Source organism: Pectobacterium sp. 1950-15 (genome assembly GCF_037136835.1).
GTDB lineage: Bacteria > Pseudomonadota > Gammaproteobacteria > Enterobacterales > Enterobacteriaceae > Pectobacterium.
This window is the reverse complement of record NZ_JBBBQR010000004.1, coordinates 1-16,319: the sequence shown is the minus strand read 5'-3', so window position 1 is coordinate 16,319 and position 16,319 is coordinate 1. Positions and strand designations below refer to the sequence as shown.

14 protein-coding genes are annotated in these 16,319 nt (G+C 53.6%); 4 read left to right on the top strand and 10 right to left on the bottom strand.

All coding sequences use genetic code 11. The features are described from left to right. Positions 1-217: 217 nt before the first annotated feature. Positions 218-793 (top strand): YceI family protein, encoded by a 576-nt coding sequence (locus tag WCT94_RS05890; protein ID WP_336868506.1) that lies wholly within the window; start codon positions 218-220, stop codon positions 791-793. Between the two features lie 69 nt (positions 794-862). On the opposite strand, the gene WCT94_RS05885 is transcribed toward WCT94_RS05890, so the two are convergent. Genes WCT94_RS05885 through folM form a run of 3 tightly spaced genes read right to left on the bottom strand, consistent with a single transcriptional unit; the run spans position 863 to position 2,931 of the window. After that, positions 863-1,666: an anti-sigma factor family protein gene (locus WCT94_RS05885; protein WP_336868504.1), complete on the bottom strand. Its 804-nt coding sequence runs from the start codon at positions 1,664-1,666 to the stop codon at positions 863-865. Next, positions 1,663-2,178, bottom strand: a complete 516-nt coding sequence (locus WCT94_RS05880) for a sigma-70 family RNA polymerase sigma factor (RefSeq protein WP_336868848.1) — start codon at positions 2,176-2,178, stop codon at positions 1,663-1,665. Before WCT94_RS05880 ends, WCT94_RS05885 begins: the two co-directional genes overlap by 4 nt. A 30-nt stretch (positions 2,179-2,208) precedes the next feature. Continuing rightward, complete coding sequence (gene folM / locus WCT94_RS05875; RefSeq protein WP_336868503.1) at positions 2,209-2,931, bottom strand: dihydromonapterin reductase; 723 nt, start codon at positions 2,929-2,931, stop codon at positions 2,209-2,211. Between the two features lie 137 nt (positions 2,932-3,068). On the opposite strand from folM, the gene WCT94_RS05870 reads away from it, so the two are divergent. Continuing rightward, positions 3,069-3,485 carry a hypothetical protein gene (locus WCT94_RS05870; RefSeq protein ID WP_336868501.1) on the top strand — a complete coding sequence of 139 codons (417 nt, stop codon included), beginning with the start codon at positions 3,069-3,071 and terminating at the stop codon, positions 3,483-3,485. A gap of 24 nt (positions 3,486-3,509) precedes the next feature. On the opposite strand, the gene dauA is transcribed toward WCT94_RS05870, so the two are convergent. From dauA to WCT94_RS05855, 3 genes are all read right to left on the bottom strand, one after another. Beyond that, on the bottom strand, positions 3,510-5,228 hold the full coding sequence (dauA, locus tag WCT94_RS05865; RefSeq protein WP_336868500.1) for a C4-dicarboxylic acid transporter DauA: 1,719 nt from the start codon (positions 5,226-5,228) through the stop codon (positions 3,510-3,512). 163 nt (positions 5,229-5,391) lie between these two features. Next, positions 5,392-6,492, bottom strand: coding sequence for a sodium-potassium/proton antiporter ChaA (chaA, locus tag WCT94_RS05860; protein ID WP_336868498.1), 1,101 nt, complete (start codon positions 6,490-6,492; stop codon positions 5,392-5,394). A 286-nt stretch (positions 6,493-6,778) separates the two neighbouring features. Beyond that, entirely contained in the window at positions 6,779-7,582 is an 804-nt protein-coding gene (locus WCT94_RS05855) for a siderophore-interacting protein (protein ID WP_336868496.1), read from the bottom strand. A 554-nt stretch (positions 7,583-8,136) separates the two neighbouring features. Between WCT94_RS05855 and WCT94_RS05850 the strand changes: the two genes are divergently transcribed. After that, positions 8,137-8,823 (top strand): gamma-glutamylcyclotransferase, encoded by a 687-nt coding sequence (locus WCT94_RS05850; RefSeq protein WP_336868495.1) that lies wholly within the window; start codon positions 8,137-8,139, stop codon positions 8,821-8,823. A 73-nt stretch (positions 8,824-8,896) separates the two neighbouring features. On the opposite strand, the gene WCT94_RS05845 is transcribed toward WCT94_RS05850, so the two are convergent. The 4 genes from WCT94_RS05845 to narX all read right to left on the bottom strand — a co-directional run bounded on the left by WCT94_RS05845 (position 8,897) and on the right by narX (position 14,260). After that, positions 8,897-9,937, bottom strand: coding sequence for a DUF481 domain-containing protein (locus tag WCT94_RS05845; protein WP_336868493.1), 1,041 nt, complete (start codon positions 9,935-9,937; stop codon positions 8,897-8,899). Positions 9,938-10,240: 303 nt separating this feature from the next. Next, positions 10,241-11,518: an acyltransferase family protein gene (locus WCT94_RS05840; RefSeq protein ID WP_336868492.1), complete on the bottom strand. Its 1,278-nt coding sequence runs from the start codon at positions 11,516-11,518 to the stop codon at positions 10,241-10,243. 290 nt (positions 11,519-11,808) lie between these two features. Then, positions 11,809-12,459, bottom strand: a complete 651-nt coding sequence (narL, locus tag WCT94_RS05835; RefSeq protein ID WP_010276892.1) for a two-component system response regulator NarL — start codon at positions 12,457-12,459, stop codon at positions 11,809-11,811. After that, entirely contained in the window at positions 12,452-14,260 is a 1,809-nt protein-coding gene (gene narX / locus WCT94_RS05830; protein WP_336868491.1) for a nitrate/nitrite two-component system sensor histidine kinase NarX, read from the bottom strand. Before narX ends, narL begins: the two co-directional genes overlap by 8 nt. A gap of 335 nt (positions 14,261-14,595) precedes the next feature. Between narX and WCT94_RS05825 the strand changes: the two genes are divergently transcribed. After that, a complete protein-coding gene (locus WCT94_RS05825; protein WP_336868490.1) occupies positions 14,596-15,984 on the top strand; it encodes a NarK family nitrate/nitrite MFS transporter in 1,389 nt (462 codons plus the stop codon). Positions 15,985-16,319: the final 335 nt, after the last annotated feature.

The following is a 16,319-nucleotide window of genomic DNA, read 5'->3' as shown; positions in this document are numbered from 1 at the left end:
CATGTTAAGAGCATTAACTTAACGGCCGAGCGAGATGCAAAAGAAGAAAACATGGCGTGAAATATCCGGCTATGTCTTTGTGGCAGAGCTTTAACGCAAAGTCCGCCCCTCATCAACGCTCGGTGTTTTCTCTGCATCGAAAAAATAATAAGGATTGACCGAATAAATTAGCACGCCTGAGCGTTTACGCGTTGTTTACTCTGAGGAGAATCCTGTTATGACGCGCATTGTTCCCGTACTGGCCACCGGGCTGCTCATCAGCCCACTGTTGCACGCTATGCCTCTCAACTACACCATTGCCACGGATAAAACCGCCATTGCGCTTTCATGGCAAGCATTCGGTCACCTTTCACAGGCTTCTCTCGACGGCGTGACGGGCAACATTACACTGGACGCTGAAAAGGAAATAAACGACCGTATTGATGTGAAAATCCCCATTACGACGCTGCAGGCTTCCAATGGCCTGCTGACTTACCAGTTAAAAAGCAGCCTGTTTTTTGATGCTGAGCACTATCCCGATATTATTTTCACTAGCAGCAGGGTTGTCGCGCTGGGGCAGGGCCATTTTCGGGTTTTTGGTTCACTGTCGGTAAAAAACGTTCAACGTCCGGTCATTCTGGAAGCCACGCTTGAAGAACAGGGCGGAACTTCATCGCATGACGGTTCGCTGTCTCTTCATGCCACCACCGCGATTTCGCGTTCTTCGTTTAACATGGATCGGTTTACCGGGGTGGTAGACGATCGCGTCGCGATTAATATTGAAATCCGGGCGAAAGCCCGACACGCCGTATAACCCAACACGCCTTATAAATAGTGGCTTTCCACACGTGGAGTCGTCCGTGTGTGGAAGGCTGTTCACGGGCTATGTCAGCGACGTTTGTAACCTGAGTGCACTTTCTGTGAGCGGTGCTACAGGGCTGCGGCCAATTAAGACGAATTGATAGCCGTGAGCGTACCACCAGACAACCTGCATATCATGACGCTGTTCATCGTTAAGCACCGTGGATGCTGCCTGACGCTCGGGGGAAATGCACAGCGCCATCGGCCCATATTCGGCATGCAACCAGGTAATCTGTGCAATGGCGGTGCTATCGTAGCGCAGCATACGCACTATTTTCAGCTCCGCGCCTTGAAGCGTCAGCTGCCGTTCATTGAGTGGCAGCCCAATCTCTTGAGTGGCACGAGACAGCCCGCGCTGTAAGGTGGGTAAGGAACTGTCTGCATCAAGCAGGGTTTCCGCGCGGTACAGTGACATGTACTGCGCTTCAAGATCGCGAATTTTCTCGCTGTCGCTGAGAATCATCCCTGGAGAACGCGCGAGGTAGCCTAGCCCCGATCCCAGCACTAAAAAACTGAGTGAAGCAGCAATGAGTGAACGACGGCTAACACCGGCATAAGATGAAGCCGTGGCTGATGTTGGTGCCTTCGTCAATAACGTCTCCAGTCTGGCCTGCATCCTCGCTTCAGGCGCTTTGTCGAGCAAGGGAGCGAAGGCGGCTTCAAAATCAAGCTGACTTTTCATCAGTTCGGCGACTCGCTCGGCAAGCTGTTCATCTCCCTCAAGTTGCGCCTTGAATCGTTGCGTATCGGCCTCATTCATCTCGCCATCCAGCCAGGCAACGATGGCTTCGTCACTGTAAGGGGGAGTAAAACGCATTGTTTTCAAGACAGTCTCTCCTTTGCCGAGTGCTGGGTGTCAATGGATTTCACCAGCGTACCTCGTGCTGCGGCCAGTCGGCTCATAATGGTGCCGATGGGTACCGATAGCGTGTCTGCCGCCTCCTGATAGGTAAACCCTTCGACATAAACTAAAAAGACGGTGTTGCGCTGAGCTTCTGGAAGCGCGCTGACGCGCTGCATGATTTTCTGGTAATGCAGGCGATTGTCATCCTGCTCATGGGTATCTGGTGCCAGCAATGCTTCGCTTTCGATAAACCCTTGTCCCTGACGTACGCGGCGGGCGCGCAGTTCGGAAATCCATATCGAATGAAGAATGGAGAACAGCCATCTGTCGATACGCGTGCCAGGCGTAAACTGTGCACTCTTTTCGAGTGCACGAACGCAGGTAGACTGGACGAGTTCTTCGGCCACCTCATGGCTACGCGACAGCACCAGGCCATAGCGCCATAGGCGCGTCAAATGAGCAGTCAGCTGCTGACGAACTTCGCTGGTGGTGATGTTTTTATCCTCACATTGAGACTTAGGGGCTTAACGCAAAGCCCGCCCACCATCAACGCCCAGCGTTTTCCCGGTGACGTAGTTGCTGCTGAACAGATAATCCACCAGTCGGACGATTTCCGCTTCGCCGGGGACAATTTTCATCAAGGATTTGTCCAGCGCCTGCTGACGATAGGATTCGTCATCCTGTTCATTAAACAGGATTAGACCGGGGGCGATCGCGTTGACTTTCACCTCCGGCGCCAGTTTGCGGGCAAACGAGCGCGTCATGTTATCCAGCGCCGCTTTACTGGCGGCATAGGCAATGTGTTTGTCGCTGCCTTTTTCTACCACGTAATCCGTCAGATGGATGATATCCGCGCCAGCAACGCCTTGCCCACGCAGGCAAGATTCCAGTAACTGGTTGAGCAAGTAGGGCGTATAGACATGAATTTGCAGCATATCGGCCAGCGTTTGTTCTGGCGGTGTAGTGGGGCTTTCTGGCTCCCAGCGGCTGGCATTGTGAATAATGGCGCGTAGCCGCGGCGTGAGCGACTGGATTTGCCCCGCAAACGCATAGATATTTTCCGTGGTGGAAAAATCAGCGGTTAGACAAATTGCGCCGTCTTGCTGTAGTGCTTCCAGCTCGGGATAAGGCGTGCGATAGCTGATGATGACCGGAATCGACTGGGCCAGAAACGAACGCGCCAGTGCCAGCCCGATACGCCGTGCGCCGCCGGTAATTAACACGGGAGCAGAAGAAAAAGTTGTCACAATTAGGTCTCCTCAACACGCTAGTCAAAAGGGGGCGAAGCGTGACAATATACCTGAATTAACGACTATACAGGCTATGGTTTATACCCGTCAGGGTAGTACGCCACAAAACACTGGTGAAGAGGAGAGGAGGGAATATGGAAAAATCCCCTGAGTCTGCAAGTTCCAGTGAGCAACTCTGTCTGGACTATACGGATTATTTGGCAACACTGTGTAAGAAACGCTGGCGCTTCATGGATGCGATGTACGGCGTGATGCCGATTTTTGGCATGGTGACCAGGACGGCGCCGTCTCGGCAGAGTGCGCCGAAAGAGCGGCTGAAGGTACTGGCGCTACAGGTGCTGTCTACGCAGGTGAGTGACGAAACCAACATTGTCAGGCTGATTACGCTGGCACGCCAGCAAGGCTTGAACGTGTTTGATATCCAACTGCCTTATTCGTTGACGAACGAGCAGCTGAGCACGATTAGCCGCGAATGTGACGCGGCGCTGGATTTAACGTTGCGGGACGAACGTCTGTCTGTCCGGTTCAACATGCCAGCCGTGCAGCATTAGCACGGCGTGGCCTGCACGATCTTTCTACTCTGTCTTTGCTACGCTGGGGTGCACCGTCGTCGCCTCAATCGCCTGCGCTAATGAGCCGTAGAAGCTAAGCCGCCCTTCAATCGGGTGGATCTTTGCCCGCGCCAGCGTTTTTAACGGCTGGAAGGGAATGTCGGTGATGATGAGCTGCTTGCCTTCAGGCAGCGTCTCGCTAAAGCGCAGGAACGCGTTGAGCCCGCCGGCATCCAGCACCGGCACCGCATCCCACTGCAAGATGATATTTTGATAGCCTTCGCTGCGCACGGTCAGATCGTTGAAGATGCGCTCTGCTGCGGCGAAAAACAGCGGGCCGTTAACACGCAGTACCAGATGGTCCGGTATTTTGGTGTCCGGCAGTTCGCTCAGGCGGGTCATCTGCGCGATGCGCCGCATGAAGAGCAGAGACGCCAGCACGATGCCGACCGTAATGGCGATCACCATGTCGAACAGTACGGTTAACGACATGCAAAGCAGCATCACGATGATGTCGTCTTTCGGGGCGTGGCGCAGTAAATCCACCACCTTGTGCGCTTCGCTCATGTTCCAGGCGACAATCAGCAGCAGCGACGCCATTGCCGCCAGCGGCAGATAAGACAGCCACGGCGCAAGTATCAGCAACGCCAATAGCACCAACAGCGCGTGAATCACGGCGGCGAGCGGCGAGTTGGCGCCTGCGCGCACATTAGCGGCGGAGCGGGCAATCGCGGCGGTCGCGGTAATGCCGCCAAAGAAGGGAGCAATGATGTTACCGAATCCCTGGCCCATCAGCTCCGCGTTAGAATTGTGTTTTTTGCCCGTCATCCCGTCCAGCACGACCGCGCACAGCAGCGATTCGATCGCGCCCAGCATCGCCATAGAGAATGCGGCAGGCAGCAGTGCGGAAATACTTTTCCAATCCAGCGTCATCGTCTTGCCATCCGGTGACGGAATATCCCACGGCAGAATGAGCTGCGGCAGGATGGGCGGGATGCCTTGCCCTTGCGAACCGTCCGCGAGCATATAGCTGAACCGGGAACCGATTGTAGCCACGTTTTCACCGAGCAGAGACATGATCCCCATCACCGCAACGCCTGCCAGCAGTGCGGGCAAATGGCCGGGCAGGCGAATACCGAGTCTGGGCCAAACGATGAGAACCAGCAGTGTCGTTGCGCCAATCAGCGTATCAGCAAGGTGCAGAGTCGGAAGCGATTGCGCCAGCGCCGCCACTTTTTCGACGTAATGTTCGGGAACCACGGCCATCTGCAAGCCGAAGAAATCCTTGATTTGCATGGTACCGATGGTGATAGCGATCCCGGAGGTAAACCCCAGCGTCACGGAAAGCGGAATGTATTCAATCAGGCGGCCGAAGCGGCAGATCCCCATCAACAGCAGAAATACGCCGGAAAGCAAGGTGGCAACCAGCAGGCCAGAGAGCCCGAACTGTTGCGACACGGGATACAAAATAACGACGAAAGCGGCTGTCGGGCCTGAGACGCTGTAGCGCGAACCGCCGCTGACGGCGATGACGATCCCGGCAATCGCTGAGGTATAGAGCCCATACTGTGGCGGAACGCCGCTGGCAATCGCCAGTGCCATCGCCAGGGGAATGGCGATGATACCGACGGTAACGCCGGCGATAATGTCGTGGGTAAAACGTTGCAGCGTATATTTTTCGCGCCAGCACGCGTCAATCAGCGCGCTGAACGGCCTGACGCCGTTAATTCCGTGCGTTTTCATCTAAGCAGAAACCAAAGTAAGGAAGTAAATCAACATGGCGGGCCTGCCGGTCCGTCGACGACAGCCTTACGATACGCCGGACGCGCTCAGAAGATCCAGATATACATCAAGAGAAGTGCAGTCTTGCGGGGCCGACGCGGCGAAAACCGCGTCGGCAGAGGGGTTACAGCGTGATGGTGATCAGATAGGCGGCAAAAAGTGCCAGATGCGCACTGCCGCTTAATACGTTGGTTCTGCCAGTGGAGAACGTAATGTGGCACAGCACCAACACCGACAGCATCACGACGATGTGCGGCATATCCAGACCGAAGTTCAGCGTGCGGCCGGTGAGCATGGCGATGATCGTAACGGTAGGAACCGTGAGTGAAATGGTTGCCAGCACGGAACCGAAAAACAGGTTCATCGCGCGCTGTACCTGATTTTTCAGGACGGCGCGGATCGCTCCCAACCCTTCAGGAGAGAGGATTAACAGCGCGACCAGGAAGCCCGTAAACTGCGTTGGCGCGTTCATTTCGGTCAGCAGCGTTTCCAACGGCATGGAGTTCATTTTGGTTACCGCGATAACGGCAATCAGGTGAATCAGAAGCCAGCCAGTGTGCCACAGCGAACTGTGCGCGGAGGGTTTACCGTGATGAGGGTCATCACCGTCGCCTTCGTCTTCGTGTTCATACACAAACAGGCTTTGGTGCGTACGCGTTTGAATCAACAGGAACACGCCGTACATCGCCGCGGAAATCGCGGCAATAATCAGCGACTGCGCTACGCTGAAATTACCATCTGGCAACGCGCTGGGGAAAACCAGCACAATCACCGCCAAGGGGAAGATCGCCATCAGGTACTGCTTGATGCCGCTGAGATTAACATACTGTGTTGCGAACTTACGGCCGCCGAGCAAGAGGGCGAAGCCCACCAGGCCACCGGTGACAATCACGATAATCGAATAGAGGGTGTCACGCATCAGGTCTGGGCCGGCGTCACCGGTTGCCATCAGCGCTGAAATCAGGCTGACTTCCAGAATGACGACGGACAGACTGAGGATCAGCGATCCATAGGGTTCACCCAGACGGTGCGCGAGCACGTCGGCGTGACGTACCACGCTGAACGCGCTGAAAAGTATTCCGGCTAACGCAAGGGCGTTGATGCCGAGAATAGCGATGAAATCTTGTGAACTGCCCCACATGTAGAGCACGGCCAGCGCAATAACAGGAAAAATGAGTGAGTATTCATGATGGCGAGTTTTGACCACCTCAGCATGAGACTTCATTGCGGGAGTTCTCCTTATCCAGAGGAATGATACGGCAAAATATCCCCGTCATACTTCAAGCTAGCATACCGCCCACTCGACGTATTCAGGGCATAAAACGGTAATAAACAGCAAAAGGTTACTAAAAAGTAGTTATAACGTAATGAAACGAACAAGATGATAACAGATTGTCGGCATAACGCGGGGAGTTTTACGGATTTTTACGCTTTGAGATGAAATTCAAATGAAGAGGGAGAATCTGTGTATCTTCTCCCTATCATAATAATATCAAATGTATTTTTTGTGGTTATTCGTCAGGATTGTCCATGATATCGTGGCGTTTATGATGATAATCCTCTTCATTTAACCCCTCTCGCCAATAAGGTACTGCATACATCTGATTTCGTTCACCCCCACGCTCGCGACGCACATGGCGACGGAGCTGAACCACGATACGATCCTCACCCGCTAACCAGTAAAATGCATTTTCAGCTGTTGGAAGCGCCTGAAAACGTTGCAACAGCGTATCGGTCGCGTCGGTTCCGCCGACGATCCAGTGCAGTTGAAGCTGTGATGGTTTAGCGATATCGAGCTTATCTGCCTCGCTGTCGACACGAATGACGGCATGTCCCTGAGCGCCGTCGGGCAGGTTCTCCAACAGCGCCATGAGCGCAGGGAGCGAAGACGGGTCAGCGGCCAGGTAATAAGCGGAGGCTGGCGGCAGCATAGGGAGCGGGCCGCCGGGTTGTGAAATGCCGACCCAATCACCGGGTTTGGCCTGACGGGCAAACGTGACGGCAGGCCCGGCGTGTTCATGCAGCGCGAAAACCATATCCAGCTCCGCCTCTTCTGGTCGCAGTGCGCGGACGCTATAAGTGCGAACGATAGGGCGGGCTTCGCCCTCCGGCCAGACCGGGCCGCGTTCACCAATGGCAGGCAGAACCGGTTTTTGCTGTCCTGCCTGCGGTAGAAAAAGTTTGAGATGCGCGCCATAGCGCTCGGCTGGGTAATCGCGCAACGCGTCATGCTGGAAAGTAATGCAGCGCAAATGAGGGGAAATATCGTGGATCTGTTTAACCTGAACTAAAACAGGCTGACGCGGCGTTGCCATTCAGTGTCTCCGTGGGTAGTCGATTCCGGTATGGGAAATAATAACAATACGAGATGATAATTATTATCATTTTGTGTTTAGTCGTTGTCATTCCATCGAAATAAATACGCTGTTGGGCTTTCATATACAGCAAAAGGTCGAAAACAGGCTTCTGTTATCACAAAAATGAGGTTTGTATCCGTAAAGCGTCAAGTCTGGCGACGCGTTGCCGATTAAGTTGATATACCCGTCATACTTCAAGTTGCATGTGCGTTGGCTACGTTTAGTCACCCGAATCACTTACTTGAGTAAGCTCATCGGGATGCCTTCTCTTGCCGCCTTCCTGAAACTCGAATTATTTAGGGTACAAAAGCGGAATATCGCGCGGATGAAACATTATCACGAACTTTTTTAGTTTTTGTGACCACTATCAAACTTGATCGCAAAGCCATAAATGAATAACCTCATGATTGATGGTGTTGTAAAATTAAGCAGATGAAGCAGTTAGGTTTTTAAACGCAGGGCGAGAGCCGATCTGACGAGCAGGAAAAGAGTAGGGTTGGGGGTGGTAAGTAGTGTTAACACGCGATTTTTTGCAGAAAGCAGATTGTAGAACGTCTTTTGGTTGTATTGAAGAAACCTTACTGCTCACGCCGCAACAGCGGGCTGATTCGTTGGACAGAATGCTGGCGCTCCGGCCCAATAGCTGTCCGGTCTGGGTGTTTGGCTACGGTTCGCTGATGTGGAACCCGGTTTTTGACGCCGAAGAAACCTGTCTGGCGACGCTGACAGGGTGGCAGCGTGCCTTTTGCCTGCGTCTCACCATTGGCCGTGGCACGGTAACCCAGCCGGGACGGATGCTGGCGTTACAGCCCGGCGGGCAAACGACAGGTCTGGCTTTCCGTTTACCGGAAGCGTCTCTGCGTGAAGATCTGGAGCTGCTGTGGAAGCGTGAAATGCTGACGGGCTGCTATCGTCCGCTCTGGTGTGAACTGCAGCGGAAAAACGGCACGCCGCTGACGGCGCTGGTGTTTGTGTCCGAACCGGAGCATCCCCTTAATGAAAATGATACCTGCATTCAGAGCGTTGCCCCGCTGATTGCGCGTGCGAGCGGGCCGCTTGGCACCAATGCGCAATATCTGTTTGCGCTGGAGCAAGAGCTGAAAAATCACGGGACGGAAGATGCAAGCGTGAGCGAACTGGCACAGCGGGTGCGTGTTCTGCAACAGTCGTGTTCTGCGGCGGCAGGGAAGGGACAATAACGGCGCGACGAGCGTGAGAATCGAGGTGAACGACAATATCGCCGTTCACCTTGAGACGTGTGAAGCGACCGAATTACCAGCCGACGCCAACACCCATGGTGTACAGCGTGTCGTCAACATTCCCCTGATTACTTTCGATACGGGTACGTGACACTTTCATCGTCATCGAAGACCAGTCGGTCAGCTTGAAGCGCATGCCTGCATCCGCTTTCAGATAGATTGGCGCAGTGCCGTCAAATGAACGCCCCAATTCACCGTTGGTGAAGGCTTCAACCGATTTGCTGAACAGGTAGCGGTTGTACGCCCATTTGAGCCCACCGGAGTAGAAGTCATCCTCGCCCTGATCGCGGTAGACGAAGGTTTGGGAGTTGACCAGTGAGGTCAGAGAGAACGCGCCTAAATCGTTATCCCAGAACTGATAGCCGGGACCGAGACCGAAAGAACGGTTGATTTTAATGCTTTCGATCCAGTCGCGTTTGTACTGGTAACGACCCTGCCAGAACCAGTTCTCATCCACGAATTTATCCAGCGCATATTCGCCAGCCGCATTCTTGGTGCTCTCGACTTTATCCTCTTTTGCCAAATGGTAACTGGCATCAAGGTTGTGTCGCCACGTATCGTGACGCGCTTTGGTGTTCAGCGCCACATCGTAGTTATCCGTTTCTGTCGAACTTTTCTTGTGCGACATGCCGGCATCAATGTTGCCTTTCCAGGCGAAATCGGTCACCAGCGGCTTCTGCGCGACGATGGACGTAATTTCAGAAAGCGGCAATGTTTGCGGACCAGCAGCTTCGTTAGCAAGCGACGGGTTCGCGACGATAGCGCGGTTCTCGCCCGCTTTGATCGTCGGATACAGAACGCCTTTCTCGTAGCGTTCGCCTTGAATCACCAGACCATGGTCGGATTCAAAGGTTTTCACCTTGTCCCAGGCTACAGAAATAGAGCCAGCATAGTCGGTGTTGATAAACAGTTTACCGCCGTCGAGCAGCGTGATTTTCCCTGTGAGCTTGTCGCCGTTGTTCAACCAAATGGTGTCAGCGCGGCTCTGCGTAACGCCAGCAGAGAGGGCGATAACCAGGCTGAGGGAAGAGATTGCGTGTTTGGATAGTGTCATTATTGCCAAGTAAACAGTGGTGACAGGTATTGAGATGTCCGTCGGAGACAAAGACGTACAGCCGTTGATAACGAACCGGTTTAGCCCGGAACGGCAAACATTAACAGGAATCGAAGTGATGCTCTACCCGAAAACGGTAATTGATTAGAATGTAAATAGTTATAAAAGTTGCTATTGATGATTAACGGCTATAACGCGACGGTTGTCACATTTTTGGGCTACTGGAAAGGCAATGCGTCATGCAGGAACGGCCTCTCTGGCCCAGACGGTTTCAGGCCAGAGAAGCGCGTGCGAGAACTGATGCTACGCAGTACGTTGCGTGCGTGAGGTACTGTTGGTGTTCAGGAAACGCGAGGTCAGGAACGTCCTCACGCGCAGCACGATCCGTTCCTGGAAGAGCACACAGAGCGTCACGGTGGTGAGCAGGAAAATGACATAGCCCGTCATGGAGAGCTGCACCTGGCCGGCGGCGGCAATGCACTGATCCCAGTCGCTGAAGCAGGCCATCGGGTTACCGCGCACCAGCTGTTCCAGCGTGCGGAACAGATTGAAGAGCGGAACGTGCAGCGCAAAGATCGAGAGCGAGGCTGCCCCCAGACGCGGCGACCAATGTCGCAGCCACTCGCTATTAGGTTCACGTGCCAGCGCGCTGAGGCAGACCAAGCCGACCTGAGCTGGCAGGAGCAAGCCGTTATGCAGCAGGAAATACCAATAGGCTTCGCCTTTTGTAAACAGCCAGGTAGCGACAAGGAAATTCACACTGATAAAGAGGGCGAGTGCAGAGCGCTGGCCTTTGGTCAGCGGTAAGCGATCTTTCTGACGATAATGACGGAACAGCGCATACCCCAAAATCCCGGCGAGGAATTCCGGCAGACGGAAGATCGGCCCGCGCTGCAATAACCCAGTGTACGGCATGCCGAACTGCTGCTGCCAGATCACCCAAATCGGCGGGAGCAGGTACAACAAACAGACGATCCCCATCCACAGCCACGGATGACGGCTGTTCAACAGACGTGGGGCTAACAATGGAAATGCCAGATAGAAAAAGAACAGGGTAGAAAGCGACCATAACGGGGCATTGAAGGTCAGGAAGTAAGGATTCCATGCCTGCAACATCAGTACCTGCAATAACCCGTTGAACGCCAACTGTGCATTCGTCATGTAATGGCGCAGTGTTTCGGGGTCGGCTGCGGGATCGTTGGTGTCATAAATGACAAAACGCGCGCTGGCGACTTGCCCTTCCGGCGGCACGGCCAGCCACTGCATCAGCGTGACAACGGCAATCGAAGACAGCAGGGCAATGATATGGATGGGATAAAGATTAAAGAAGCGTTTGGCCCAGAACTGGCGAACAGGTTCACGCAGACGTCCGTCCTTAATGTAGACATGGGCTAGCAAGAAGCCAGACAGGACAAAGAACGTGCTGGTCGCGAAGAATCCCATGCTGGTGAGCTCGCTCAGGAAGGGAATGCGCTCACGCTGGGGATAAACGTGTACTGTGTGATAAATCATCACATAGCAGCCGAGCAAAAACCGTAACCATTCCAGGCCGATAAACCGCTCCTTACTGACCTTTTTCATGTTGTTCCTCAACGTTAAACTCGGTGTAAAAGCCGAAAAATGCGATTACTAACTAGTTTAGACGAGAGCAACGTCACATTAATTAGGATAATGGCTATAAATGCCGGTGCCGTTTAGCAAGCGTTTAGATTGGGCGGGGTGTTGATGGTATTTCCAACAATTATTTTCATCAACTTTGTTTTCGTTAGCTACGGCGGCATCCTCGCTCACGCGAGGATAATCTCGGACGGTAGGGCGCCAGAGCGCCTTATCCGTACCGCTGACAATAGCTGTTTTTTATGACGATTTGATTAAATCACTTTTTCTTGTAATACCCAGACGGCCGCTTCAACCCGTGATTTTAGTTTCATTTTTTTCAACAGGTGTTTGACGTGAACCTTAACGGTGCTTTCGGTAATCGTGAGTTTGCGGGCAATGACTTTATTGGACAACCCCTGAGCCAGCAGCTTCAGGATATCGCGTTCGCGCGGCGTGAGCTGCTGAATATCCCGGTCGCTGCTGTGACGGCTTTCACGCAGGCTGGCGGCCAGAATCGGCGTCAGTGTTTCACTCAGCACCATTTTCCCTGATGCCGCCTGATGCAGCGCAGCCAGTAAATCTTCCGGCTCCATATCTTTCAGCAGGTAACCATCGGCACCATTTTTTAAGGCGTTAACAACATCGTCTTCGTGGTTAGATACGCTAAAGACGACAATACGGCCAGACAGCGATTTTTCCCGCAGACGATTCAACGTTTCCAGGCCATTCATGCCAGGCATGTTCAAATCGAGCAGAATCAAATCCGGGTCCAGTTGCTCCGCGAGTTCGACACCCTGTTCGCCGTGACTGGCTTCACCCGCCACCTGTAATTCTGGATCCATGCTGATGAGTTGCTTAACGCCATTGCGCAACATGGGGTGGTCATCAATCAGCAGTAGGGTGGCGGCATCTTCGTTAATCATGAGTTTCTCCTGTTAATGGCAGCCGGTGACGGTATTCGGAGAGGAAGCTAACGTTCACTTCAGTCCCCCCCGACGGCCGGCGTCGAACAATGCATTCGCCGTGCAAACCCCGTGCACGGTCGCGCATGATAATAAGTCCATAGTGGTTGGCGCGGCTGGCATCATCAGGAATGCCGATGCCATTATCGGCCACGCTGAGTTCGATGTGGCCCTGACGTAGCTGCAGAGTGATATCGACCTGTGTGGCCTGCGCATGTTTGTAAATATTGCTCAGCGCTTCACGCACAATTTGCAGGACGTGAATGCCCTGATGCGCGGAGACCGACTGCGGCGGCAGACGGTAGTGAAGTTCGATGGGGTACCCAAGCCGCTTGCTGAATTCATCGACCGAGGCCCGCAGCGCGGCAAGTAAACCGGATTCCGAGAGTTTGAGCCGGAAGGTGGTCAGCAGTTCACGCAGTTGGCGATAGGCGGTGTTCAACTCTTCCCGCATTTCCGTCAACAGCTGCTGTGACGCAGAGGGTAAATCGCCACCCTGCATTTGCAGGCAGCTCACCTGAATTTTCAGGCAGGAGAGGGACTGAGCGATAGAGTCGTGCAGCTCGCGGGCAATCGTTGCGCGTTCTTCCATCAGCATCAGCTGCTGTTGATGGTTCGATTGACGTTCCAGCGCCAGCGTACTGGTCAACTGTTCCAATAAAGTATTCAGCAACTGATTCTGATCGCGGCTCAGCGCGGTATTGCCCGGCAGCGTGGCCAGCACGACGCCGTACTGCCCGTGCTTATCGTGCAGATCCCAACAGTGAGGTTCACCCCGCAGGTCCTCACGTTTTACCTGCATGCCGCAACTCTGGCAGCTGTTGTCCGGGCAGTGATCAGGCTGCGACGGGCTGTCATCGCTGAACTGATGAAACTGTTCCTGATTGTTATCTTCATACAGCCGCAGTTGAATATTGCGAAGCGGTGTCAACGACGGGAGTTCGTTCAGGATCGGCATTAGCCTGCTGCACAGTGGCGCGCCGGTATGCAGGCGTCGACTGGCGCGATAAAGGAAAGAGAGCAGATCGTTTTTCTGTTGCAGGTCGGCGGTTTTCTCGGCCACGCGTTGCTCCAGACTGTGGTACATGGCGGACAGTTCATCCGACATGCTGTTCAGCACCTGTCCCAGCGTGCTCATTTCATCATGACCGTTAATGGTGACGCGCTGGGTGAAATCGCCGTGACCGATGGCCTGCGCCATCGACACCAGACGTCGCCACGGTGTCAACAGGCGGCGACGCAGGTAAAAGAACGTGGTGACCAGCAGAATAAACATGATGCCGATAAAGACGCGCTGCACCAGCGTGACCATCCTCAATCGCTGTTCGGTCTTATGATCGATAGCGGAAACCAGATCGTCGAGTTGCTTCACGAAGCGGGCGACATCCGCTGAAGCGTCAGAGGCCTGTGTGGCCTGCCGCAGATGCGGTTGCAGATTTTCCAGCCAGAAAATGCGTAGCGCGGTAAATTGTTCGCTAAGTCCTTCCCGACGTACGGCCTGTTGCAGGTCGCTGCTGATTTCGTCTTCTTCCAGTTCTTGCAGGTAAATTTCATTCTCGGTAGAGAGCGGTACCATCGAGAGCAGGCGGTAACTCTGCATACGCAGCGAGCCCGCTTTATTAATGGCGTGCGCGTTCCCTTGGATGCTCTGAGACATCCAACTGGAAACCGACATACCTGCAATACCCAGCAAACCGAGTAGCAACATCAATAGTGCAACCTGATTGACGAGCGATAGCGGCAGCAGGAAACGTTTCAACATAAACAGCGACCTCTGCTGGAGGAGTAGAAAACCAGTACCGTGAAGGATAACCCTTTTGGCATTTTTCCCGATCCTACATGATAACCCTATACCCACTAGTGAGTACCACCGAATATCCGCGCCTTGAAAGGGGATATGACAGTCAGAAAAATTGGAGATATAACAGATTGAATTATCGCTGCTTATTTTTCTATTTTTATTACTCATTAAGGAGTGTGGTTATTTTTACACGGTTTTTTTACCTGACAGCGCGTTGATTTGCATCAACTTTACCTGCGGTGTAATCCCTAATGTTGCGCCTTAATTCTACCGCGTTTTTATTTATCGAGGTTTTTATGACGCAGCCTTCATCACCCGAAAAAGTATCGCAAAGCACGCTGATCAGGGAATGGAATCCTGAAGATACAAAATTCTGGCAATCTGGCGGCCAACGGATAGCACAGCGTAACCTTTGGATCTCTGTTCCCTGTCTGCTGTTGTCGTTTTGTGTCTGGATGATATTCAGCACCGTGGCCGTTAACCTAAACAAGGTCGGATTTCGTTTTACCACAGACCAGCTATTTTTACTGACCGCACTGCCTTCTGTCTCCGGCGCGCTGTTGCGTGTGCCTTACTCTTTCGTTATCCCGCTGGTTGGCGGCCGCCGCTGGACGACGCTGAGTACCTTCATTCTGGTTATCCCGTGTATCTGGCTCGGGTTTGTCGTTCAGGATCCGCAAACGCCTTATAGCATTTTCGTGACGATTTCCCTGATGTGCGGCTTCGCGGGTGCTAACTTCGCGTCCAGTATGGCTAACATCAGTTTCTTTTTCCCCAAATCACGGCAGGGCAGCGCGCTCGGCATTAACGGCGGCTTGGGTAACCTCGGCGTGAGCGTGATGCAGTTGCTGGTGCCGGTGGTGATTTTCCTGCCGATTCTGGGCTTCTCTGGCAATGGCGTTGTTCAGCCTGACGGGCACCAGATTTGGCTGCACCATGCGGCATGGATGTGGGTACCGTTTTTGGTGATTGCTGCAACCGCGGCCTGGTTTGGCATGAACGATCTTCCTGCGCCTAATGCGTCAATACGCAAGCAGTTGCCGGTTCTGAAGCAAATGCACCTGTGGGTGCTCAGCTTTCTGTACTTGTCCACCTTTGGCTCATTTATCGGCTTTTCAGCGGGCTTCGGCATGCTGTCCAGAACACAGTTTCCAGACATCGTGATTCTGTACTACGCGTTCTTCGGGCCGCTGCTGGGGGCGTTGGCGCGTCCGGTAGGCGGAATGCTGTCTGACCGTTTTGGCGGCGTGAAGGTGACGCTGATTAACTTCATCCTGATGGCAATTTTCTCGGTATTACTGTTCCTGTCTCTGCCAAGTGCGAACTCTGCGGGTTCATTCGGAATGTTCTTTGGCATCTTCATGATGCTGTTCCTGACGGCCGGTCTGGGTAGTGGGTCAACTTTCCAGATGATCGCCGTGATTTTCCGTAAATTAACGGCAGATCGCGTAAAAACTCAAGGTGGAAGCGATGCGGATGCGCAGCGTACAGCAGCCACGGATACCGCAGCAGCGCTGGGCTTTATTTCTGCCATTGGCGCTATCGGCGGCTTCTTCATTCCTCAGGCCTTCGGGATGTCACTGGAGTTAACCGGTTCACCCACCGGCGCGATGAAGGTGTTTGTGGTGTGCTACGTCGTGTGTGTATTGGTGACCTGGTTGTTCTACGCCAGAAAGCAACGCTAAGCGTTGAGTTGATTTGCTTCATTCCTCCCAACTGCCTCCTAGTCACATTTTTATGCCGACTAAGAGGCGGTTTCGTGCGCGATTAACACTGTCATTTTCATGCTACTCCGTAGCGTGCGCCCGACAAGGAGCACTCAATTGCCGTGCTCCTTGACCTCTGGCTTTCGGCGGAAATTATGCCGCTGACGCGGTGCCTTCGTCGGTATCGGACTTTGCGGATCGCTTGCGACACGTTTACTCGCCCCATAAATGGGGCTCGCCCTTCGGGCCAGCACGAGTGCTGTTCAAAAACGTCTCTGACGTTTTTGTCCGACGTGGCGCAAGCTTTCGCCGCA